22 protein-coding genes are annotated in these 24,175 nt (G+C 40.7%); 11 read left to right on the plus strand and 11 right to left on the minus strand.

From position 1 onward, the window contains the following. The first annotated feature begins 163 nt into the window (after positions 1 to 163). Complete coding sequence (locus tag CSV63_RS13465) at positions 164 to 967, plus strand: alpha/beta hydrolase family protein (protein WP_099696278.1); 804 nt, start codon at positions 164 to 166, stop codon at positions 965 to 967. Positions 968 to 1,034: 67 nt separating this feature from the next. Here the strand turns inward: CSV63_RS13465 and CSV63_RS13470 are convergent, their stop codons facing one another. After that, positions 1,035 to 1,205 carry a hypothetical protein gene (locus CSV63_RS13470; RefSeq protein ID WP_233192107.1) on the minus strand — a complete coding sequence of 57 codons (171 nt, stop codon included), beginning with the start codon at positions 1,203 to 1,205 and terminating at the stop codon, positions 1,035 to 1,037. A gap of 98 nt (positions 1,206 to 1,303) precedes the next feature. Between CSV63_RS13470 and CSV63_RS13475 the strand changes: the two genes are divergently transcribed. The 7 genes from CSV63_RS13475 (at position 1,304) to cax (ending at position 10,360) form a co-directional block, all read left to right on the plus strand. Then, the gene (locus tag CSV63_RS13475) at positions 1,304 to 3,244 is read left to right on the plus strand and encodes an alkaline phosphatase family protein (protein WP_099696280.1); all 1,941 of its coding nucleotides are present in this window, start codon (positions 1,304 to 1,306) and stop codon (positions 3,242 to 3,244) included. Positions 3,245 to 3,452: 208 nt separating this feature from the next. Next, positions 3,453 to 4,478: an ABC transporter ATP-binding protein gene (locus CSV63_RS13480; RefSeq protein WP_099696327.1), complete on the plus strand. Its 1,026-nt coding sequence runs from the start codon at positions 3,453 to 3,455 to the stop codon at positions 4,476 to 4,478. Beyond that, positions 4,453 to 5,472: an ABC transporter ATP-binding protein gene (locus CSV63_RS13485; protein WP_099696281.1), complete on the plus strand. Its 1,020-nt coding sequence runs from the start codon at positions 4,453 to 4,455 to the stop codon at positions 5,470 to 5,472. Before CSV63_RS13480 ends, CSV63_RS13485 begins: the two co-directional genes overlap by 26 nt. Continuing rightward, entirely contained in the window at positions 5,469 to 7,097 is a 1,629-nt protein-coding gene (locus CSV63_RS13490; protein WP_099696282.1) for an ABC transporter substrate-binding protein, read from the plus strand. The genes CSV63_RS13485 and CSV63_RS13490 overlap by 4 nt, the downstream gene beginning before the upstream one ends. A gap of 93 nt (positions 7,098 to 7,190) precedes the next feature. Then, positions 7,191 to 8,195 carry an ABC transporter permease gene (locus CSV63_RS13495; protein WP_099696283.1) on the plus strand — a complete coding sequence of 335 codons (1,005 nt, stop codon included), beginning with the start codon at positions 7,191 to 7,193 and terminating at the stop codon, positions 8,193 to 8,195. Between the two features lie 17 nt (positions 8,196 to 8,212). Then, on the plus strand, positions 8,213 to 9,109 hold the full coding sequence (nikC, locus tag CSV63_RS13500) for a nickel transporter permease (protein ID WP_099696284.1): 897 nt from the start codon (positions 8,213 to 8,215) through the stop codon (positions 9,107 to 9,109). A 204-nt stretch (positions 9,110 to 9,313) separates the two neighbouring features. After that, on the plus strand, positions 9,314 to 10,360 hold the full coding sequence (gene cax / locus CSV63_RS13505; protein WP_369823857.1) for a calcium/proton exchanger: 1,047 nt from the start codon (positions 9,314 to 9,316) through the stop codon (positions 10,358 to 10,360). A 453-nt stretch (positions 10,361 to 10,813) separates the two neighbouring features. Here the strand turns inward: cax and nspC are convergent, their stop codons facing one another. From nspC to speD, 6 genes are read right to left on the minus strand one after another with little or no spacing between them, the layout of a single operon-like run. Then, positions 10,814 to 11,950 (minus strand): carboxynorspermidine decarboxylase, encoded by a 1,137-nt coding sequence (nspC, locus tag CSV63_RS13510; protein WP_099696286.1) that lies wholly within the window; start codon positions 11,948 to 11,950, stop codon positions 10,814 to 10,816. Positions 11,951 to 11,960: 10 nt separating this feature from the next. Next, positions 11,961 to 13,160, minus strand: coding sequence for a saccharopine dehydrogenase family protein (locus tag CSV63_RS13515; protein WP_099696287.1), 1,200 nt, complete (start codon positions 13,158 to 13,160; stop codon positions 11,961 to 11,963). 16 nt (positions 13,161 to 13,176) lie between these two features. Then, on the minus strand, positions 13,177 to 14,037 hold the full coding sequence (speB, locus tag CSV63_RS13520) for an agmatinase (protein ID WP_099696288.1): 861 nt from the start codon (positions 14,035 to 14,037) through the stop codon (positions 13,177 to 13,179). Next, a complete protein-coding gene (gene speE / locus CSV63_RS13525) occupies positions 14,027 to 14,878 on the minus strand; it encodes a polyamine aminopropyltransferase (RefSeq protein ID WP_099696289.1) in 852 nt (283 codons plus the stop codon). The genes speB and speE overlap by 11 nt, the downstream gene beginning before the upstream one ends. Continuing rightward, on the minus strand, positions 14,878 to 16,332 hold the full coding sequence (locus CSV63_RS13530) for an aminotransferase class I/II-fold pyridoxal phosphate-dependent enzyme (RefSeq protein ID WP_483315658.1): 1,455 nt from the start codon (positions 16,330 to 16,332) through the stop codon (positions 14,878 to 14,880). The genes speE and CSV63_RS13530 overlap by 1 nt, the downstream gene beginning before the upstream one ends. Before the next feature lie 10 nt (positions 16,333 to 16,342). Next, positions 16,343 to 17,167 carry an adenosylmethionine decarboxylase gene (speD, locus tag CSV63_RS13535; RefSeq protein ID WP_099696328.1) on the minus strand — a complete coding sequence of 275 codons (825 nt, stop codon included), beginning with the start codon at positions 17,165 to 17,167 and terminating at the stop codon, positions 16,343 to 16,345. 385 nt (positions 17,168 to 17,552) lie between these two features. On the opposite strand from speD, the gene CSV63_RS13540 reads away from it, so the two are divergent. Together CSV63_RS13540 and CSV63_RS13545 are read left to right on the plus strand one after the other, a co-directional pair. Further along, positions 17,553 to 17,960 carry a PaaI family thioesterase gene (locus CSV63_RS13540; protein ID WP_099631736.1) on the plus strand — a complete coding sequence of 136 codons (408 nt, stop codon included), beginning with the start codon at positions 17,553 to 17,555 and terminating at the stop codon, positions 17,958 to 17,960. Between the two features lie 42 nt (positions 17,961 to 18,002). Then, positions 18,003 to 18,911 carry a DMT family transporter gene (locus CSV63_RS13545; RefSeq protein ID WP_099696291.1) on the plus strand — a complete coding sequence of 303 codons (909 nt, stop codon included), beginning with the start codon at positions 18,003 to 18,005 and terminating at the stop codon, positions 18,909 to 18,911. Positions 18,912 to 18,933: 22 nt separating this feature from the next. Here CSV63_RS13545 and CSV63_RS13550 read toward each other — a convergent pair whose 3' ends face one another. Further along, entirely contained in the window at positions 18,934 to 19,089 is a 156-nt protein-coding gene (locus CSV63_RS13550; protein WP_099631738.1) for a DUF1540 domain-containing protein, read from the minus strand. A 95-nt stretch (positions 19,090 to 19,184) separates the two neighbouring features. On the opposite strand from CSV63_RS13550, the gene CSV63_RS13555 reads away from it, so the two are divergent. Continuing rightward, entirely contained in the window at positions 19,185 to 20,501 is a 1,317-nt protein-coding gene (locus CSV63_RS13555; protein WP_099696292.1) for a cytochrome P450, read from the plus strand. A gap of 53 nt (positions 20,502 to 20,554) precedes the next feature. Here the strand turns inward: CSV63_RS13555 and CSV63_RS13560 are convergent, their stop codons facing one another. The 3 genes from CSV63_RS13560 to CSV63_RS13570 all read right to left on the minus strand — a co-directional run bounded on the left by CSV63_RS13560 (position 20,555) and on the right by CSV63_RS13570 (position 24,170). Next, entirely contained in the window at positions 20,555 to 22,288 is a 1,734-nt protein-coding gene (locus CSV63_RS13560) for an AAA family ATPase (protein WP_099696293.1), read from the minus strand. A gap of 270 nt (positions 22,289 to 22,558) precedes the next feature. Then, positions 22,559 to 23,098 (minus strand): GDYXXLXY domain-containing protein, encoded by a 540-nt coding sequence (locus CSV63_RS13565; RefSeq protein WP_099696294.1) that lies wholly within the window; start codon positions 23,096 to 23,098, stop codon positions 22,559 to 22,561. Further along, positions 23,088 to 24,170: a DUF2157 domain-containing protein gene (locus CSV63_RS13570; RefSeq protein WP_099696295.1), complete on the minus strand. Its 1,083-nt coding sequence runs from the start codon at positions 24,168 to 24,170 to the stop codon at positions 23,088 to 23,090. Before CSV63_RS13570 ends, CSV63_RS13565 begins: the two co-directional genes overlap by 11 nt. Positions 24,171 to 24,175 lie beyond the last annotated feature (5 nt).

Consider the following 24,175-nt stretch of genomic DNA (forward strand, 5'->3'; position numbering starts at 1 on the left):
CAATTAAAGTAGCATTTTGTTCTTTAGGACTCTCTTCTATGAGAGTCTTTTTTAATATGAAAATTAGGGATTACTACAAGTTGATTTGACTTATTCATATCAAAATTATATAATACCTATTAAACATGTTGGAATAATACATTTTGACAGGAGTGGGGAAGAAATGCAAAAAATGATTACGATTCTTTCTGGGGAAAATAACTTATCTGGTGTATTGCATCTGCCTGAATATAGAAATGAAACCATACCACTACTTATATTTGTTCATGGATTTGTGGGCAGTAAAGTAGGGGAACACCGTTTGTTTGTAAAAGCTGCACGGTATTTTACGGAGCGTGGATATGGGGTTTTTCGCTTCGATTTTAGCGGTTGTGGTGAAAGTGATGGGGATTATGCAGATGTAACGATAACCAATCAATTGAAGGAAGTACAAGATGTCATAAATTATTTAAGTTCAATTCGAGGGATAGATAAACACCGCATTACGATAGTGGGACATAGTATGGGGGGAGCTGTTGCATCACTGACAGCAGCGAGCGATACACGAATTAAGCAACTAATTCTTTGGTCACCGGTAGGCAAGCCATATGAGGATATTACAGGGATTCTTGGACCGAAAGCAGTTCATGAGATTGTTAGACAAGGCAGTCATGATTACCAAGGGTTTATGATCAGCCAAGCGTTCCTGAAAGATTTGAAAAAACATCACCCAATTGAATCAGTTCGTTCATTTATGGGACCAACGCATATTATTCATGCAAGGGCCGACGAGCAAATTCCGAAAGAACATGCGGCGCGTTATGCTAATTCACTCAATACACGCGTAAATGCCGAGCAAGTGGTTGAACAGTATATCGACAAAGCAGATCACACCTTTTCGGGTTATTCATTTGAAAATGAACTATTTGATAAAAGTTTGGCGTGGCTCGAAGGTAATCAGGCAGAAAGGTTTGTAGTGCAAAAATAAAGTAATTGTAATCTCCCGCTGAATATAAAAATGGCGGGGGATTTTTTTGAAATAAAATAAGGGTGACCTAATCCGTTTTCGCCGATGGTGTAGCAACTTGAATGAAACGCTCATTCAAGTTATTGACAAACTTCTGATGACGTTTACTATGGTGGATTGCACATGGACATGCATAGTTGTACGGTTCAAGGACATCTACTACGTATAGCAAAAAGAACAAGTGGCTTTGATTTTTCACATCCAGGAAAACGGTACGAAACTATTCATGATTTTTTAGTTAGCAAGTTTACCTTGTTTTCATCAAGGGAATAGTTTTGTAAAGCGAGGGATGTCACTATGTTTAAACCTATGAATATCTTTTTCATTATTATTTTATGTAGTATGACCGTTACTACAACTCATTCAACTGGAAAAGCCGCTGAGACAACAGGCACAATTAGTGTCGTGTCATTTGACGGCTTGGGATATGGGGATGCACAACGTTACATAGCGAAAGGAATCATGCCCAATTTAGAAGAATTTCAGCAACAGGCAGCTTACGCCACAGATTTTGTTACTATTACACCATCATTGACGGCACCATCACATGCAGCAATGTCTACTGGCGCTGAACCTTCAAAGACAGGTATTGTGAGTAATCAGTTCCATTCATCAGGAGAAAAAGTGAAAGATGACCAAAGTGGGTTTTCACAGACGTTAGGTGTTACGCCTATATGGAGAGAGGCAAGAAATCAAGGGAAGGTAACAGCAACCGTCTCCTTTCCCGACTCGAATCCGGATAACGCATCTGCTGCTACGTACGCTGTTTATCCAGGTGGAACCATAGCAGAATCGAAACTTCATGACTTGGAGTTTTCAGAGATAAAGGATGGACGCATTGAACAAATAAATGCAAGAACTTCCAAGGTAGAAGAAGCAGTTATTTCATTGGATATAAAAAACTCACCTACTCAAAAGTTATACATTTTGCGAACAGATGAAAAAGAATCGAACTATTATATTTCCATGGATAGAAAGAAGTTGGGCGAAGAAATATCACCCAATGATTGGATGGCTGTCGCGCTGAACTTACATAATCTCGATAGCGCAGGATTTTATGTGAAACTAAAAGGAGATCCTGAGAACAAAGAAGAACTTCAGCTATTTCAAGGCACTGTAATGGGCGGACTATACAAAGGACCTGGTCAATTTGCAGAAAAGATTCAATCTGAATTCGGATTTTACCCAGCAGCTGATGAAATTGATGCGTTCAAAAATGGGGATATAACGAGGAAGGAATATGAACAAGTAGGCGAACGATTTGCGAATTGGGTGACGGATGTCAGCTTTTATATTAAGGAGCATTACCAGCCCGATCTGCTATTTTACTATTACTCCCTAGTAGATAATGAATTACATGAATTCCTATTAAGAGAACCCGCACAACCTGGATATCAATTAGCGAATGTGTTGGAAAAAGAGGCATATGTCAGCTGGGCGTTTGGCCAAGCTGATCGGGCAATCGGTCGAATTAAAAATAATCTTAATGATGACGATCATTTATTAATTGTTTCCGATCATGGGTTAGAACCAATTCATACCAGACTTTCGCCGAATAAGGAATTGGAAAAGGCAGGACTACTCGTAAAAGATAAAAAGGGAAATATAGATGCATCTAAAACCAAAGCTTATGCAGAAGCAAGTGGAACGATCGCTCATGTCTATGTAAATTTGAAAGGCAGAGAGAAAAAAGGAATCGTAAAAAAAGAAGAATATGAACAAGTGAGGAATGAAATTGTATCGACCTTTACTAATAGGACCGTTTTTACTAGCCTCACCCAAGATCCAGAAAAGGTAGCACAACCTATTTTACGTTGGCTTACTAGTAAAAGTAAAAACGTTGAAAAGATTTATATGTATCCGACTTTGTCTGTATTATCTAGTGAAGAGCAGTCACAAGTGTATCCATATGAGACTATTTGGACAGACGACTCAGAAGGGTATTCTGAGTTAAATAATCACAATAGTGGAGACGTGTTTTTATCTGCAGCTCCTGGATTTTTAATGGGGAAAGACGCAAAAGTTGCTGTCGAACCAACGCAGGAATTAGGGAGTCATGGCGGAAATCCTGAGCGTTCGCAATTACGACCCATTTTATATGCATCAGGACCTATGATTCCACCGGGGGAAATGGACAAAAGAATTACGATGACAGATATAGCTCCAAGTATATATGAGTTATTGGACTTGCAAATTCCCGATTTTGTAGATGGAGAAGTCATTTGGTCAAGGGAATAGTTATATAGCTGAAATGAAAAGTATAATATTCTCATCCATTTTGTTTTTCAGGAAGTGCGTAGGTAGAACATTACCTATAGCACTTCTTTTATTATTAACAGAATTCTCTTAACGTATTACTTTATTAAAAAAGCATCTTGCGTTTAATCAGAATTAAAGTATAATAGTGATTAATTGGTTATTTCAGAAAATGGAAAAAGGTGAGCAAATGAACGAACGAAAGAAATTACTTGAAGTGAAAGATTTGCAAACGACCTTTTTCACAGATTCAGGAGAAATTCCAGCGGTAGATCATGTGGACTTTTATGTAAGAGAAGGAGAAGTCTTAGGGATCGTTGGAGAGTCAGGTTGCGGAAAAAGTGTCACCTCTTTATCTATCATGCAGTTAATACCAAGTCCACCAGGGAAAATCACCGGAGGGGAAATCCTTTTTGAAGGTCAGGATCTCCTGAAAAAAACAGAGAAGGAAATGAGAGAGATTCGTGGGAACGACGTCGCGATGATTTTTCAAGAGCCTATGACTTCTTTGAATCCGCTATTCACTATTGGCAATCAGATGTCTGAAGCCATTTCACTTCATCAGAGAAAGTGGTCGAAAAGGCAAATTAAGGAACGGGCAATCGAAATGTTGAAATTAGTTGGACTACCTCGCTCTGAAGAAATTATGAAAGAGTATCCTCATCAGTTATCTGGTGGAATGCGACAACGTGTCATGATTGCAATGGCGCTTGTATGCGATCCGAAAGTCCTCATTGCGGATGAACCTACAACAGCACTGGATGTAACTATTCAAGCACAAATTCTCAAACTGATGCGAGAGTTAAACGAGCGCATGAATACAGCGATTTTACTCATTACACATGACTTAGGAGTAGTGGCTGAAACCTGTGAACGCGTCGTAGTCATGTATGCAGGACAAGTTATTGAAGAAGCATCAACAGAAGTGATTTTTAATAATCCTTGTCACCCATATACACGAGGATTGATTCAATCCGTGCCAGATATGCGGAATAAAAAAGATCGTCTCTACTCGATTCAAGGAAACGTACCAAAACCAGGATCGATTGAAAAGGGATGTAGATTTGCAGCGAGATGTGAAAGCGCTTTCTCGAGATGCAGAGCAGAAACACCAGAATTGTACCGAAACTCCGACAATCAACAAACAAGATGCTTCTTATATGACGAACGGGAAGGAGTGATAAGTTCAAATGAACAAACCATTGCTAAAAGTTGAAGGGTTGAAAAAATACTTCCCGATTCGCAAAGGATTGATTGGTAAAACAGTAGGTCATGTCAAAGCAATCGATCATGTTTCATTTCATGTAAATGATGGAGAGACGCTTGGAATCGTTGGAGAAAGTGGTTGCGGGAAATCTACGACAGGTCGGACGATCATGCAATTGCTGGAACCTACAGAGGGAGTCGTCGAATTCCAAGGAAAAGATTTGACGAAGCTCTCGGCTAATGAAATTCGAGCAGTTCGTCGAGATATTCAAATGATCTTCCAAGATCCTTATGCCTCCTTGAATCCTCGTCATACAATCGGCAAAATTTTAGAAGAACCATTGCTTGTCCATGGTGGGGGCAATGCAAAGGAACGTCGTGAAAAAGTTGTAGAGTTTCTAAAGATTGTCGGTTTGAGTGAATACCATGCAAAACGTTACCCTCACCAATTCAGTGGGGGGCAGCGTCAGCGAATTGGTATAGCACGTGCTTTGATGACGAATCCCAAATTGATTATTGCAGATGAGCCAGTGTCTGCGCTTGACGTATCCATTCAGGCGCAAGTATTAAACTTAATGCAAGATTTACAAAAGGAATTCAACTTAACGTATATCTTCATTGCACATGATCTGGGTGTTGTACGCCATATCAGTGATCGAGTGGCAGTCATGTACTTGGGGAAAATTGTGGAGATTACTGAAAGTGAAGAGTTATATGCAAATCCACTTCATCCGTATACACAGGCTTTACTGTCTGCGGTACCTGTACCAGATCCCAATTATAAAAAGGAGCAAATCATTATTGAAGGGGATATGCCAAGCCCCGCGAATCCGCCAAGCGGTTGTGCATTCCACACTCGCTGCCCTTTTAAAATGGATGTGTGTACGAAAGTAATCCCTGTTTTAGCAGAGGAGAAAATGGGTCATTCTGTTGCTTGCCATCTTTATACATCGGAAAGCAACGATGATATAGAAAGAAAAAAACAATTGGAGGGATGTTTATGAGAAAAGGGAAACTGTGGTCGTTCGCGTTGATCATGCTTCTTGTCTTATCGACTGCTTTGGCAGCTTGTTCAGGCGGCGATGACAAAGAAGGCAGTGGGGACAAAGACAAAGACGCTGCAGATAAAGGCGGCAGTGAGAACAAAACGTTAGTATTTGGACGAGGTGGAGATTCAACATCTCTTGACCCATCCCGCGTAACAGAAGGGGAAACATTTAAAGTAACGGTCAATTTATTCGAAACCTTATTAAATTTTGGGGAGCAAGATACTACGATTCAACCAGGACTTGCTAAAGAGTATGATACAAGTGAAGATGGATTGACGTATACATTCCAATTAGAAGAAGGCGTGAAATTCCATGATGGCACTGATTTTAATGCAGAAGCAGTCGTAAAGAACTTTGAGCGTTGGGCTAATGGAGATGCAGATACATTCCCATACTATAACTCTATGTTCGGTGGATTTAAAGACGATGAAGAGCACGTAATTGAATCTGTTAAAGCAGATGGAGATTCCACAGTGATTATTACATTGAAGCGTCCACAGGCACCATTCTTGAAAAATCTGGCGATGAGTATGTTCGCTATTTCAAGTCCCACGGCTTTCGAGAAAGGCGCCGATGAGTATGAGCGTAATCCAGTCGGAACAGGTCCGTTCAAGTTTGTAGAGTGGAAGCCAAATGAAACCATTACAATTGAAAAGAACGAAGACTATTGGCAAGAAGGGTTGCCAAAATTGGACCGCATCATTTTCCAAGCAATTCCAGACAACTCTGCCCGTCTGAATGCTTTACTTTCAGGTGCAATTGATTTAGCAGATGGAATCAATCCAGCTGATGGAGTAAAGATAGAAGATAACGATGCATTGCAGTTATTCGAGCGTCCTTCCATGAACGTAGGATATCTTGGATTAACAGTAACTCGTGAACCATTTGATAAAAAAGAAGTTCGTCAGGCAATGAACTATGCTATTGATAAACAATCAATCGTCGATGCATTCTTTGAAGGACGTGCAGAAGTAGCAAAAAATGCTATGCCTTCCTCTATATCCGGTTATAACGATGATGTAGAAGCCTATGCATATGATCCGGAAAAAGCAAAAGAACTATTGAAAGAAGCTGGTCTTGAAGATGGGTTTGAAATGGAGTTATGGGCTATGCCAGTTCCACGTCCATACATGCCAGACGGCACAAAAGTAGCTGAAGCTATTCAAAGCAACTTGGCTGACGTAGGGATTAAAGCAAAAATCGTTTCGTATGAGTGGGCGACTTACTTGGATAAGGCGAGCAAAGGGGAAGCAGATGCTTTCATGCTTGGTTGGACTGGGGATAATGGAGACGCGGATAACTTCCTGTACGTATTGTTGGATGAAGACAATATCGGAAGTAATAACTACACGTACTTTAAAAACGACGAAACACATAAGCTATTCCTAGAAGCGCAAACAGAAGTAGACGAAGACAAGCGTATTGAGTTGTATAAGCAAGCTCAAGAAATTCTTCACGAAGAAGCTCCTTGGGTACCACTTGCACACTCTATTCCATTGTTAGGTGGATCGAAGGAACTGACAGGGCTTGTTCCGCATCCTACTGGTTCTGATCTGTTGTCGAATGTAGAATTTAAGTGAAAATAGGTAAATGACATGATGAAAGAAGAGGGAGAAGCCAGCATTCTCCCTTTCTTTGATTAATAAATAATAAAAGCCGGAGGGGTGAAAAAGTTGTTCAACTATACAATTAAGAGGCTTTTACAGCTAATTCCTGTCCTGCTTGGTATGACATTTTTAGTTTTTATGTTGATTCGTGCAATTCCTGGTAATCCAGCACAAGTAATATTAGGGCAACAAGCAACGAAAGAAGCGGTAGAAGCCTTAACGATCAAGCTAGGTCTTGATCAACCATGGTATACACAATACTTCAGTTATCTTGGCGGTATTTTAAAAGGTGATCTAGGGGAATCTATGCGTACTCGACTTCCTGTGGCGGATGAAATTTGGCCTTATTTAGCAGCTACATTAGAGTTGGCCTTATTTGCGATGATTATCGCAGTCGTTGTAGGGATTAATGCGGGTATTATTTCTGCTTGGTTCCAAAACTCATGGTTTGATTATTCAGCAATGGTACTAGCACTAGTTGGTGTCTCCATGCCTATTTTCTGGTTAGGATTAATGGGACAATGGGCATTTGCAATTGAATTGCAATGGTTACCGACAACTGGACGTGAAAATGTCCGTGATCCCGTATCCGCCATAACCAATTTATACATAATTGATACGCTTATCCAGGGCAGGTTTGATCAATTATGGGTAGTCATTAAACATTTGATCTTACCGGGGCTGGCGCTTGCAACCATTCCTATGGCGATAATTGCCCGGATGACGCGCTCAAGCATGCTGGAAGTGATGCGTTCCGACTATATTCGTACAGCACGGGCAAAGGGTCAGAAAATGTTTTGGATAGTATATAAGCACGCATTAAAAAATGCAATCATTCCTGTTTTGACAGTTATCGGTCTGCAAATTGGTCTACTCCTAGGTGGAGCTATTCTGACAGAAACAATCTTCGCATGGCCAGGAATTGGACGCTATATCTATGATGCGATTAACTTTAGAGATTATCCTGTTATTCAATCAGGCATTCTCATCGTTGCATTTATCTTTGTCATGATTAATCTGATCGTCGATTTACTATATGGACTGATCGATCCGAGGATTAAGTATGATTGAGGAAGGGGGAATAGTTCATGTCAGAGTTAACACCTAAAGTAGACGGAGTGGTGGAAGCGGAATTAGAAAAAACAATAGGACCTTGGCGGGAAGCTTGGGCAGGTTTTCGCAAAAGTAAAGTAGCAGTCGTAGGCGCAGCTATTGTGATATTCTTTATTGTACTTGCACTCTTCGGTCCTCTTGTCACAAAAGAGGGCATCAACGAACAATTCATGACAGATCGATTGCAACCTCCTTCTTCGGAATATTGGTTTGGAACGGATGACTTTGGCCGTGATATATTCTCACGCATTATCCACGGTGCGCGTATTTCGTTATCTGTCGGTTTCTTCTCGGTCGTTGGTTCGATTGTAGTGGGGAGTTTTCTTGGGATTATTGCGGGTTATTACGGCCGCTGGATCGATACTATTATCTCTAGGATATTTGATATTATGCTCGCATTCCCTTCTATCTTACTAGCTATTGCGATTGTATCCGTTTTGGGACCCAGCTTACGTAACGCGTTGATTGCGATTGCCATCATCAACGTACCGAACTTCGGACGATTGATACGGTCTAAAGTATTAAGTATTAAAGAAGATGAATATATTACAGCAGCTAAGGCAATTGGTATGAAAGACTACAGAATTCTGTTTTCGCATATTTTACCTAACTCGATGGCGCCTGTTATCGTACAAGGTACATTGGCTATTGCTACAGCTATTCTCGAAGCAGCAGCGCTCGGATTCCTAGGATTGGGGGCAGAAGCTCCATACCCTGAGTGGGGAAAGATGTTAGCTGACTCCAAAGATTACTTGCAGAATGCTCCCTGGACAATGATTTTCCCAGGACTCGCCATTATGCTGACCGTATTAGGCTTTAACTTGATGGGTGATGGGTTACGTGATGCGTTGGATCCGAAAATGAAGAGTTAAGCTGTTTTTTATGATGGATATAATTTAAGACGATAAAAGATAGAGGACAGTCTAATGTACAGACTGTCCTCTATCTTTTTTTAACTCTATTAGGCGCTATTTGCCACATCTATATTCTTTTGAAATGTCATGTAGTAACCAGTTTATTTTCCCTAAGATTAGGGAAAGCTTATAACAAATTGATTATGAAAAGAGGTGGAGACACTGAATAAAGTATTTACTGTCATGGCATTTACAGGAGTACCTTTAGTATTTATTGCATCATTCTTGAATTGGTCAGATTTATGGATGTTTGCGTTGTGTTGTTACAGTATTATTGCTCTAGCCGGATTCATTGGAAGAGCAACAGAAAGTTTAGCGATTGTCAGTGGACCACGAATTGGTGGTTTATTAAATGCAACATTTGGTAATGCAGTTGAACTTATTATTTCCATATTTACATTGAAAGCTGGATTGATTGCAATCGTACTCGCATCGTTGACGGGTTCAGTGTTAGGAAACTTATTATTAGTTCTCGGTCTGTCATTTTTTGCAGGCGGTATAAAGCATAAAAGGCAAAACTTTAATATTTTTGATGCCCGATTTAATTCCGCATTACTGATTTTTGCGATTGTGGTAGCATTTGTCATTCCGGAAGTTTTTTCGATGACGATGGATTCAAGAACTGGACTGAACTTGAGTATCGGTATTTCCATCATTCTCATTCTGATTTACTTGGCGGGTCTAGTATTTAAGTTATTTACACATCGAGGCGTGTTCGGCTCCGAAAATCATGAGACGGAAGAAGTGCCGGAGTGGACAAAGATGAAATCTATAGTGGTTCTGTTAGTTGCGACGGTAGCAGTTGCATTTGTTTCTGAAAAGCTTGTGCACACATTTGGTACGCTAGGTGAAAAGTTTGGCTGGTCAGAATTATTTATAGGTGTAATTATCGTCGCAATTGTTGGTAACGCAGCAGAGCATTCTTCTGCAATTACATTGGCAATGAAAAATAAAATGGATGTATCCGTAGAGATTGCAATCGGTTCTACATTGCAAGTAGCGATGTTTGTCACACCAGTTCTTGTATTAATTTCATTACTGATGCCTACTGCAATGCCACTTGTATTCACGTGGCCAGAGTTGATTGCGATGATTACTGCCACATTACTAGTCGTCAATATATGTCATGACGGTGAGTCAAACTGGTTTGAGGGTCTCGTGCTATTTTCAGCTTATCTAATTATGGGGATTGGATTCTTCTTATTGTGAGTGATAAGTATTAGGTTTAAGATCGGGTTAGAGGTAAGTAACGTTGATCTGCGTTCCAGGCGGACGCGTTCGAGAGGGCCCGCGGTGAACCAACTAGTCGCGGTGCTCCTTTAGTTGTTTCACCTGATCGGGCTGACCCTCCCCGAGTCGCCTTCCACTTCGATCAACTGGCGTTATCTTCTGATAGTCGCGAGTGGAATGAAAAACTAATGTACTATTCTACCTTGATCTGGAAAAAAGGGTCAGTGTGTTGATGGGTAATTCTAATGAAATCTTAAATTATTCTAGACTTTTACAGATTACTTATTTATATCAAAGTGTAAAAACCCGATTCGCATTTTTCAGCGAATCGGGTTTTTACGTCTTAAACGAAATAGTCGAATAGAGTAAAGAAAATGAAGTGATTTTGATTAGTAGTTAGGAACTTGCTCTCACTTTTCACACACTCAACTCTTAAGACAAGCGCTGCTTGAAATCCTCATAACCAAATTGCTTTACAACGTTGATAGCATTATCAGCAGTATGAAGAACAATCGATGGCAAATTAACGCCATTGAACGTATTGTTCTTCACCATCGAATAATGTGCCATATCGCAAAATACTAGACGATCACCAGGTTGCAATGGCTGATCGAATGAATAATCACCAATAACATCACCTGCAAGACAAGTTGGTCCACCTAATCTATAGGTATGGGCTTTTTCATTTGGCGTACCTGCCCCGATAATCTCAGGACGATAAGGCATCTCCAAAACATCTGGCATATGACAAGAAGCCGACGTATCGAGAATAGCAATGTCCATCCCATTATGCATCGTGTCAAGTACTGTCGAAACGAGGAAGCCTGTGTTGAGGGCAACGGCTTCACCTGGTTCTAGGTACACTTCTAGATTATATTTATCTTGCATGAAACGAATGCAACGGATTAATGTCTTAATATCGTAATCAGCACGAGTGATATGATGACCGCCACCGAAGTTGATCCACTTCATATTCTGTAAATAGGGACCGAACTCTTCATCGATGATTTGGATCGTCCGCCACAACGTATCGGAGTTCTGCTCGCACAACGTATGGAAGTGCAGACCGCTAATACCTTCGAGTTCATCAACTTTGAAATTATCTAACGTAACACCAAATCTCGAATAGGTGAAGCAAGGGTTGTACAGATCCACTTCAATCTCCGAGTACTCAGGATTGATTCGGATTCCACATTCAATGGACTTTTCCTGTCCTTGAACTCTGTCCTTGAATTTTTTCCACTGCGCAAATGAATTGAATACTAAATGATCAGAGTAGCGAAGAATATCCTCGAACTCATTCTCGTGGAAAGCAGGGGCATACGTATGTACTTCTTTCCCCATCTCTTCAAAGCCAAGACGCGCTTCGAATAAACCACTTGAAGTAACGCCATGCAAATACCGACCGATTAACGGATACACTTCGAACATCGAAAACCCTTTTTGTGCGAGTAAAATTTTGCATCCTGTTTGGTCGATAATAGATTTTAATTTTTCTAAGTTAGCAATCAGCAATTTTTCATCTACAACATAACTAGGTGAAGGGACTGCCTGGACATCAAATTTCATACTATTCTCCTCAATCTATCAAAGTTGGATTGAAATCTTCGTGCCAAGGTAAACCATACTCATTCAACGCATCCATAAATGGATCTGGATCGAATTCTTCAATATTGAAGACCCCTGGCTTTTTCCATTTGCCTGTTAACATCATCATTGCACCAATCATAGCTGGAACACCTGTTGTGTAGGAAATAGCTTGTGAACCCACTTCTTGATAGCACTCTTGGTGATCACATATATTGTAAACATAATACGTTTTTGGCTCGCCGTTTTTCGTACCTTGGTAGATACAACCTATATTCGTTTTACCTTTCGTACGTGGTCCGAGCGAAGCAGGGTCCGGTAATACCGCTTTTAAAAATTGTAGTGGAACAATTTGCTGACCTTCAAAATCAATTGGTTCAATGGATGTCATACCCACATTTTCAAGTACACGCAAATGCGTTAAATACTTTTCGGAGAACGTCATCCAGAAACGGATTTTATTTACACCGGTAATATTTTTCGCTAAAGACTCAAGTTCTTCATGGTATAGCAAATAGACATCTTTTGGTCCGATTTCAGGTAGATCATAGACTCGTTTCACTTCAAGAGGTTCTGTTTCGATGAACTCTCCATTTTCGTAATAGCGTCCGTTAGCTGTGATTTCACGGATATTGATTTCCGGGTTAAAGTTCGTTGCGAACGGATAGCCGTGGTCGCCTGCATTGGCATCGACAATATCAATCGTATGGATCTCATCGAAGTAATGCTTCAATGCATATGCGGAGAACACACCGGTTACGCCAGGGTCGAAACCGCTGCCGAGCAATGCGGTAATACCTGCTTCTTCAAATTTCTCTTTATAAGCCCACTGCCATTTATATTCGAATTTCGCTGTATCAAGCGGTTCGTAGTTTGCAGTATCCAAATAGTCTACTTTTGTTTCAAGGCATGCATCCATAATCGTCAAGTCTTGATAAGGCAATGCGACATTAATCACGATATCTGGTTTGAATTCATTGATTAACGCGACAAGTTCAGGAACATTATCTGCATCGACTTGAGCAGTTTGGATTTTCGTTCGTCCACCGTCAAGCTTTTCTTTCAATGCATCACATTTTGATTTCGTACGACTCGCGATACAGATTTCTTCAAATACATCGGGTACCTCACAACACTTATGCACGACAACACTTGCTACGCCGCCAGCTCCAATAATTAATGCTTTTCCCATTAAAGACACCACCAATTTAGTTATTTTTGTTTATAGCAATTGTTAATTCACGTAACACTTTACAAGCCACGGCTGTTGATGCACCGCTATGGTCGTAGATAGGGGACAGTTCGTTGATATCACAGGCAACGATATTTAAACCGCTGACCGTCAAAATCGCTTGTAGCAATTCAACAAAGCTGACGCCACCGGCTTCCGGTGTACCGGTTCCCGGGAATACGGAAGGGTCTAAGACATCTAGATCAATCGTCAAATAGACGGGTTTACCCTTTAACTTCTTAACCGTATCTTCAAGTCCATCAAAATTAAATTTATTCATAAAGACATGTTGCTTTGCCGCCCATTCAAATTCTGGACGATCACCGGAACGAATACCGTATTGATAGATTTTATTATCTCCAAGCAGGTCCCAGATTCTGCGAATAACTGTAGCGTGAGATAGGCGTTGATCTAAATAGTCTTCGCGCAAGTCCGTATGTGCATCGAATTGAATGACATGTAAATCAGGATGCATTTTCGCAACAGCACGTACAGCTCCCAAAGTGACTAAATGCTCGCCACCAATCATGCAAGGGATTTTCCCATCCTCCAAAACGAGTGAAGTGAACTGTTCAATTTGCTCAAGAGCACGCTCCGTGTTACCAAAACTCAGTTCCAGATCACCGCCGTCGAATAATGAGTAATCTGTTAAATCTGCCTCTTGATAAGGACTATATGTCTCAAGACCAAATGATTCGTTACGCATCGCTTTACTAGCGAATCGCGTACCAGGACGAAAAGATGTCGTGGAATCAAAAGGAGCACCGAAGATTACGAATGAAGCCTCCTCGTAGTCTGCTTCAAACCCGAGAAATGTTTCTATATTTTTATTTAGCATGGGTCAGTAGCTCCTTAACATAATTCGGTAAAGCGAATGAACCGACATGAAGTTTTGTATTATAATATTTTGTTTGCAAACCAAGTGCATTCCATGCATTAGCATCTAAATCATCTATCGGGTCATATTTTTTGGAAGCAAATCCGAATAGCCAGTGCCCCGATGGATAGGTTGGTATATGTGCTTGATAGACTTTAGAAACAGGGAAGAATCCCATAATACTTTTATGTGCTCGTTGCATACCGCGTGCATCTTCGGCGTAAAAAGCACTTTCATGCTGATTTACAAGAATGCCTTGGCTATTCAAAGCCTTGTAGCAATTGCCGTAAAACTCTTTCGTGAAGAGTCCTTCACCTGGCCCAAATGGATCGGTGGAATCGACAATGATCAAATCATAGGTATTTTCTTGCTGCCGAACGAATTTTAGCCCATCCTCAAAATAGAGTGTAACGCGCGGGTCAGTCAGTTGGGCTGCAGTTTGTGGTAAAAATTCCTGGCACACTTTTACAACTTGCTCATCAATCTCCACCATATCGATTTGTTTGATTGATGGATAGCGCGTCAATTCGCGTACGGTCCCACCATCGCCTGCACCGATAACCAACACGTTCTCGATGGACGGATTGGTAGCCATCGGCACGTGAACAATCATATCATGATAAATGAATTCGTCTTTTTCTGTCACCATGACATAACCGTCCAATGTCAAAATTTTACCGAACTCTGTCGTTTGGAAGACATCAATTTTCTGGAATTCACTCGTCGCAGTATATAGATGTTCTTCGACACGAAATGAAAATCGTGTATGGGGTGAATGATCTTCAGTAAACCATAGATTCATCAGACGTCCTCCTTTACTACATTAATCCAATCTACTTTCGCATCCTCAGTACCCGTCAAGAAACATCCTTTACCTTTACAGTAATTGATGTATTCTATTATTTCGTTTGTGATTCGTTCTCCGGGTGCCAGAATTGGAATGCCAGGGGGATAGCACATGATGAATTCGCTTGCCACACGTCCTGAAGATTCAGAAAGTAATAATCTCTCTTTATCCGCGTAAAAAGCCTGTTGGGGCGATTGAACAATTTGCGGATTGATATATTCGTGGTCGAATAACGAACTAGGATCCTTTTTATAACGACGATTGATTTCTGCTAGTGCTGCGACCAATCGTTCAAGATCGAGTGTACGGTCTCCGACTGAAATATAAGCAAGTATATTCGCGACATCCCCAAACTCAATTTGGATATCGTATTCATCGCGTAAAATATCATATACTTCAATGCCAGCCAGTCCCATTTGACGCGTATGAATCGACAATTTGGACTCGTCAAAGTCATAGATGGTATCGCCGTTGATCAGTTCTTTAGAGTATGCATAATAACCACCGATCTGATTGACTTCATCGCGGGTATACTGCGCCATCTTGATCACTTTATCGAAGATTTCCTGCCCGTGTAATGCCAGGTTTTTCCGTGAAATATCCAATGACGACATCAATAGATACGAACCACTCGTAGTCTGCGTCAGGTTAATAATCTGTCGCGTATAGCCTTCACTCACCGCATTATTGATTAATAAAAAGGAACTTTGTGTTAAAGATCCACCTGATTTATGCATACTGATAGAAGCCATATCCGCACCGACGGACATCGCAGAAGCAGGCAATTTATCGTTAAAATAAAAATGTGTGCCATGTGCTTCATCCACTAGCACGAGCATACCGTGTGCATGTGCTATATCCGTAATGGCTTGCAAATTGGAGCAAATACCATAATAGGTTGGATTATTAATGAGAATCGCTTTGGCGTCCGGGTGATCCAGAATGGTCTTCTTAACTTCGTCTACTGCCATACCGAGTGGAATGCCAAGATCCTCTTGCACTCCCGGATTCACATAGATAGGAATAGCACCACTTAAGATCAAGGCATTGATTGCACTGCGATGAACATTACGCGGCATGATGATTTTCTCTCCTGCTTTACAAGCGGTCATGACCATCGCTTGCACAGCAGAGGTCGTCCCGTTTACGAGCAAGAAAGCGTGTTTCGCGCCGAACGCGTCCGCTGCCAACTCTTCAGCTTCACGTATGACGGAAACGGGGTGGCATAAATTGTCAAGTGGTTTCATGGAATTCACGTCGTGTTGTAAGCAAGTCTCCCCAAGAAAATCTGCAAGATCCTTATTACCTCGACCGTGTTTGTGGCCGGGTACATCAAAAGGAACGACACGTGCTTCTTGATATTGTTGCAATGCTTCCATAATAGGAACGCGATGTTGTGATAATTTCAATGGTCTCTCCTCACTCATTTTCATAGACGTTGGAACCGCTGTAGATTTCAATCATCTCTTTGCGAAGATTATGAGAAATTTGAAGGCGTTCCTTTGGCGGTATTTCCGAAACATCTTTGTTGAATAGGTAATCTTGTAAATCAATCTCTTTAATGAGTAATTTCGTATGGAAGATATTCGCTTGGTAAACATTTATATCGATTGCATCATATTTTTGCAATGTTTTCTCGTCAATGAAGTCTTGAATGGATGTTATTGCATGATCCATAAAAAGTTTTTTGCCGTCTACTGATCGTGTAAATCCACGCACGCGATAGTCAGCGGTAATAATATCCGAGTCGAAGCTTCCGATCAGGTAGTCGAGCGCATTCAACGGAGAAATCTCTCCACACGTCGACACATCTATATCTACACGAAATGTCGCAATGGAGTTATCGGGATGATACTCGGGATACGTATGGACGGTCACGTGACTTTTATCTAAATGACTGACGACGGAGTCTTTATCTGGCAAGATAGGAATCGCGCCTTGATTACAAGAAGGATCAATTTGTGATGCAGGGAATTTTTCCTCTGAAATCATCAACGTTACACTAGCACCTTGTGGGTCGTAATCTTGTTTACTGACATTCAATACATGCGCACCAATCATTTCAGTAACATCGTAGAGAATCTTCGTTAAACGTTCTGAATTGTATTGCTCATCTATATAGGCGATATACTCACTTTGCTCTCTTCTACTCTTTGCATAGCTCACATCGTAAATGTTGAAGCTAAGAGTTTTGGTGAGGTTGTTAAAGCCGTAGAGCTTCAGCTTATTTTCCAACCGAAACATCCGTCCTTTCAAAATTGCTATTTTAAAAAGTATCATCACATAAAAAAAGTCCCTCTCCAATCCACATGAAATAATACAAACATGACAGATTGGAGAGGGACCTTTACTCTGTTTCGCTTGTTGATATAAGAATAGAAATTCACTCTATTCCATTACATAACAGGTGATGGGATTGGCATAATGCTCACAGGTACTCTTTCTAAATTAAAAAACTTATGAAATTGATTTCATTATAAAGGAAAAAGAATGAAAAATATATACTTTTTATAGAAAAATAGTAGAAAAATATTTTTTGTAGCAACTGGTAAAATGCTTTGAATTGTCGTGAGAACGTCTTTACGATATGGTATATAAAACAATTACTACATTCTATGGAGGTAATGAAATGAACGATACAACAATGGAATATTTGGAACAAGTTCGACAAGATTTCGAAACAAGTCCTTTTTGGAAATTTGCCGGTCTGCAAACACAAAAGTTAGAAGCGGGTCAAGTGGAATTATATTTACCTTATCGTCAAGAGTATGACAATGTACGTGGAACTATTCATGGTGGTATGTATATGTCCGTTCTCGATACGACGATGGGAATGCTTTGTCGTTCGATGGGTGCAAATGATGTCATGACGATACAAATGACGACACAATTCCTAAAGCCGGTCGTTCAGGAAACCGTTTATTCAAAAGCTGCCGTTATTAATAGGACACGCTCTACGGCTCTGGTTGAAGGGACGTTATTCAATGAGAAAGATGAATTAGTTGCCCATTGCACCGCTACGTTTAAGTTGAAATGATTGTTATCTACTCTGTAATTTCAAATCAAGGCAGGTTTTCATATGAATAAGAAAGCTTTTTATTTAGGATTATTCACCGTTGTCGCATGGGGATCCAGTTTTGCTGCTATTCGAGTGAGTTTGCTAGGAGGGTATTCTCCTGGGCATTTAGTGTTGACACGGTTTATTGTCGCTTCACTAGTATTTATTTTATATGCATTATGGCCGGGAACGAAAATTCGTCTGCCTGCAAAACAGGATATAGGGAAAATCTTGCTACTAGGATTCGCAGGAATCAGTATTTATCACTTTGGTCTGACATACGGAGAACAAACGGTATCAGCTGGAACGGCGGGTCTGTTTATCGCAACGGTACCAATTTTCACTTCGATAATCGCAGTGATTTTCTTAAGTGAAAAAATTAGTCGATTAGGTTGGATTGGCATGACGATCGGTTTATCAGGCGTTGCATTGATAACAATAGGAAGTTCGGAAGGGGCGTTGGAAGTATCGGTAGGCGCGTGGTTCATTATTATTGCGGTTATTTCTACTTCTATATTTTTCGTCTTTCAGAAACCTTTATTCAACCGTTACACACCTGTCGAATTGACAGCATACTTCACATGGGCGGGTACTTTACCATTTTTATACTTCACCCCAGGCTTGCTACATGAAATACAAGGCGCAACGCTTGAAGCCACATTATCAACGATTTATATGGGAGTTATTCCAGCAACGATTGCCTATGTAACCTGGTCTACAGCGCTGTCGATTGCCGATGCAGGGGCAGTTTCAAGCCTTCTCTATATAGAGCCAGTCGTGGCGATATTGGTGGCTTGGGTATGGCTACAAGAACTCCCGAGTGGATTGTCTATGATTGGTGGAGTGATTGCAGTTTTGAGTGTGATTGCTGTTAACTGGGAAGCGATGCGTAGGCGTTCACCTTTACAAGAAAAAAGCAGCCAAGCATAAAGCGTGGCTGCTACGCGGTGAATCATCCTTTTGGAATGAACGTATTACAATCTGTTTCGGCTGAGTCTTTTGCTTTTCTTCCTTTTCGTGAAATTACTTTGATTTCATCTGCTCCACATTGGTTACCTGATTCCCAAAAATGACAATTTGTCACTTCACATAATACGTCTTTTGCCAATTGACCCACCTCCTTTTTATTAGCATATCCAAAAATATTTCATACATACAGGAGATGGATAAGTAACATATTATGATAATTTTGGAGGAAAGTTCATGGTTATTGTACAAGATATTATGACACCACGATTACAGAACTATTTGGAATTCGTACGTGATCCGATTGCTTTTTTTATGCGAGTACAACCACTTGGTGATGTGATTTCATTGAAGACAGGCATTTCACCGACGTTTGTAGTCAACAGTCCCGAAGCAATTCGAGAAATCTTAATTCGTCAAGACCAGTCATTTATAAAAGGACGGACAACGACTGTGTTGCAGAGAACAGTGGGGGAAGGTCTATTGACGACGGAAGGTGAACGGCATGCGACGCAGAAGAAATATATTCAACCAGCGTTTTATAAAGAGGTGATGGAACGTTATGCCTATTCGATCATCGATGAAACGGAGAAATTAGTCAAACGTCTTGAGCATGAAGAGGAAGTAGACATACATACAGTAATGATGCGTTTGACATTGTCGATCATTACACGAACAATGTTTTCGACAGATGTCTCTGCAGAGGAGAAAGAACTTGCAGATGCCGTCACAACAACGATTGAGCAAAGCGTCAAAATTTTATTTAGTCCTGTGATGATTCCATCTTCTGTTCCGACTAAAGCCAACTTGAAACATAAAAAAGCGATACAAACACTCGAAGAAATGATTGACGATGTATTAGTCGCTGCAAAAAAACATCCAGAATGGTTTGAAGACTCGTTGCTTGGCATGATGATGGCGGTGACAGATGAGACCGGGAACAGATTGCCTGACAAAGAAGTACGTGATCAGATGATGACGATGTTGCTAGCAGGACATGAAACAACGGCAAACTTATTAGGCTGGTTATTTGCTGAAATTGCACGGCATCCTAAAGTGGAGCATCGTCTGTTGAATGAATTGAATTCAGCGAACTTGGTAGGTAACCCATTTAATTGGATGCGAGAATTACCATATACACAGCAAATTATAGAAGAAGGCTTGCGTCTCTATCCGCCTGCTTGGCTAATTTACCGCGAACTTAACGAACCGGTCGAGATGTTTGGAAGGTCTTTCAAAAAAGGAAGTACATTTTTGATTTGTCCATATGCAATTCACCGAAATGAGAAAGTGTTCCCAGATCCCGACACATTTGACCCCGATCGGTTTGTGGCAGGTAATAAGTATGCGCCATTTAGTTATTTCCCATTCGGCGGTGGTTCACGGAGTTGTATCGGTTCTCGATTTGCTATGCTAGAAGCGACATTGATCATATCGGTACTGTATAAGAAGTTTATATTCCGCAATATGCGACCACATGCGCCCGTTCCGGAACCATTGATTTCATTGCGGATCAAAGATGGATGGCCAATGAGGTTAGAGAAGCGCTGTTAACCAACGCAAACTAAAAAACAGCGATCATTAAAAGGATGATCGCTGTTTTGCTATCAGATAAACACTACCGCATCTTTAGGAGTCGACAACTCGACTATGCGCTGTACTTCGTCACCTTCAAGCGTTTCTTCTTTATATAATGCATTAACTAACTCTTCAAATTGATACGCGTGCTCCTTAATGAGCGTTTCCGTCTTTTGCGCAGCTTGATCAAATAGCATTTGCATTTTTTCTTCACGTTCAGCTTTGTTGAAGATCAAAGAAAATCCTTCTTGGAACAATCCGGTATTCACCATACGCTCAAGAATGTCTTTGGCCTGTTCCACATCGCCACCAACTCCGATACTGTGCTCACCCAAATAGAGACGCTCTGCAATGCCGCCCGCTAAAATCATACTGACTTGATCGAGCAATTCGCTAGCAGTAGATAAATGTAATTCCTTTTGAATAGGGGCTACATAACCGAGTGCTTGACCTCTTGGAATAATTGTCGCTTTTCTTACGGAACCCGGCTTTGTAAGTGCAGCAATGATAGCATGTCCGGATTCGTGAATGGCTACACGACGCTTCGTTTCTTGGTCGCTTAACGTGCGTGCTGTATTTCCAAGGATCGTCCGGTCAATTGCAAAATCCAAATCATGCTTTTCGATTAATTTCCGACCTTCGCGAATAGCACGGCGGCTGGCTGTTTCGAACAAGCTACTAATTTCTGCACCAGAAAAACCTGAAGTGCTATCTGCAAGTGTATCGAGAGACGCAGCCACATTAGGAGCCAACGTTTTGCCGTTTGTATGAATATCGATAATTTCACGACGTCCTTTTGTATCTGGCAATTGAACATGAAAAGTAAAGTCGATTCGTCCAGGTCGCAGGAATGCATCATCCAACATATCTTTCCGATTTGTGGCTGCAATGAATAAAACACCATCATTATCATTACCACCGTCAAGTTGAACTAGTAGTTCCGTTAACGTCTTTTCAGATTCTTCTCCACCATGTTCTTTTCGTTTTCCAGCCAACGCATCTACTTCGTCTATAAAGATCACAGCAGGACGTTGTTTGCGTGCATTTTCAAAAAGTGTACGCACTCGTGAAGCTCCAACACCTACAAATAATTCTGTAAAGGCTGCTCCACTAGAAGAATAAAAAGTAGCTCCTATTTCTTTTGCGATAGCTTGAGCTAGTAATGTTTTACCAGTCCCCGGAGGTCCATATAGTAAAATCCCTTGAGGCAAGGCAATGCCCATTTCATTTGCCGCATCAGGGTTTTTGAAAACTTCTAACGTCTGTTGGATTTCATCTTTCATTTCTTGAGGAATTCCACCGATATCATCCATTGTGATGTCAGGTAGAGGAGTCGCCTTTGACGCTTGATGCTTCATAGCCGATGCGCCAATATTGAGCTTACCTTTTTTATGAAGAATGAATAGTGTCAAAAGAGCCGCCAATACAAGCCCACCAAAAATCCAACCGCCTATCGAACTCTCAGCTTTATATTGATACGTTACATTATATTTCTGTACTAAGTCATCCACTAATGTACTTTGTGGACGCACCATCGTGCTGTATGTTGTGTTATCTACAATGATGGATAACTTTCCTTTGGCCGTTTCGTTTAATAAGACACCAGCTCCTGATTGTTCAGCAATCAGTTTTTCCATCTGAGCAAATGAAACTTCTTTTCCTCCAGTGGGTAGTAAAAAGTTCCAAGTGACACCTGCTGCAATGGCCGTGACAAAGAGGGCTACGACAAAGATCTTTGATGCTAATTTTGAAATAGGCTTCAAGTTAAGCTCCAGCTCCTTTAGTGAATTACCTAAATTATACGTAAAAGTAGTAGTTTTGAACAGTATATAAACAGAACAAATAGTTACAAATTCAAGAAATTGTGAGGAAATACCTAACAAGACACAAACAGAAAAAATAAGTGGTAGAACTCCACCCCGGAGCCGACTTCTCACTACCTTCAAAAATAGTACCAACTAAAAAAAGCCCCTACTCGAAATCGTGTATACCACGAACTCAAGTGAGGGCTTCCGCTACTCCAGTAAAGTGACCTATTTAGGCCGGACGTCTTCTAACACAGCAAAACCATCATGAACTTTTATATCTGCAAGCAATTGACCTTGGCGTGACAAATCTTCTAACTGCTTACCCGTATTTTCAGTAACAAAGAAACGATCAGGAAGAAAGTTTGCGAAATACATTTGGTGCTCATCGATGTTGTGTTCACCATAATAATACATATCACCTTTTAAAAACAGGCCATCACTTGGTTTCTTATGTGTAACGGTCTTTAACCCATATACAGCTCCTTCTTCTTGTTCTAAAACTGCATATACAGTCAGCTTTCCAGTATCATGTTTGGAAAATTCTTTTATGAGCGCTGGGTCAAGACTTTCTTTGGAGAATTCTTCAATCGCAAATTGAAGACTGACGTAATCACCGTAAAGAATATCGCGCGGGTCGACAGGTACTGTTTCCAATGTAATGGTTTTACCTGTCTTCACAGTGTATAAAGGCTTCCAAGTCATCGCTAACAGGAGGATGATTGGGACGATTAAGGCAATAAGAAATAGATTCCGTTTATTCTTCATGACGTTTCACCGTCTCTCGTCGTGATTTTTCAAACCAGAATCCAAAGCCGATCAGCAGCAAACCGCCTATGATGAAAAATAGTGACTTTGGCATGAAGTCATATGAGATATCTGTGTAATAACGATAGATTAACGCACATGTGATCAAAATAGCTGGCAAGCTGTCTTTCTTCAGAAGGTAAATCAGTAGGATAATGAATATCGCGGTAAAGATATAAGGTACAGTATCACCAAAGCGTAAATCATCCCATAGGAATGGGAATGTTAGCATAATACCCGTAATTCCAAATAATACAGATCCCGTCCAAGCTGACTCTGTACGATATTGTTTAAAAGGTGCGAGTGCGAGAAACACACCTAAACCAAAGACAATCAAGACAGAAATCCATTCCGTAACATGGAAGAATTCTAGCATATTGATGACAAAAGCTGCACTAAGCAATACATTCATAACAAACAACGAACTTTTTCTCCTGAATCGCGTTTCATTCATCCAAAATAGTAGAGGGATCAATAGAAGTAGCCAAAAAGGACCGAAACTTCCCACTTCATACGTTGTGAAAGCACTAAAGCTGTAAATAATAAAAAATGCACTAGCCAATACAGCGAGCAATTGATCTTTTACATAATAGGCAAGTGGCAGGATTCCGATCCCCCACAATAGGAAATCTGTATATACCGTATGTTGTAAATGAAAGCTCTGACCAATTAGGAATATTCCAGCTCCAAAAATGGCAGCCCCAATATAATACATACTGCGCGACGTTCTTTCGTAATGGTTTTCAAGCTTGTATCCTGCACAGTATGCTATGACCATGCCGACGACAATTAATCCGAGCTTAAAGAATGGCGGTAGTCCAGCCCAGTTACCTGCGATAAAACTCAGAATTCCAATCCCCACTAATATTGCCCCGAAAGCCAGCAAAATCCTTACGAAATTCGTGCCACCTTTAGATTCATATAACGAGAGCATTTCGTCGGCATCCGTTTCTTTCAATTTGCCTTGCTGTTGTAGAAAAGAAAACTCTTGTTGCAAGAAAGTCAATTGTTGCTTACTGACCTTTCTTTTCATTCGAA

Source organism: Sporosarcina sp. P34 (genome assembly GCF_002743375.1).
Classification (GTDB): Bacteria; Bacillota; Bacilli; order Bacillales_A; family Planococcaceae; genus Sporosarcina.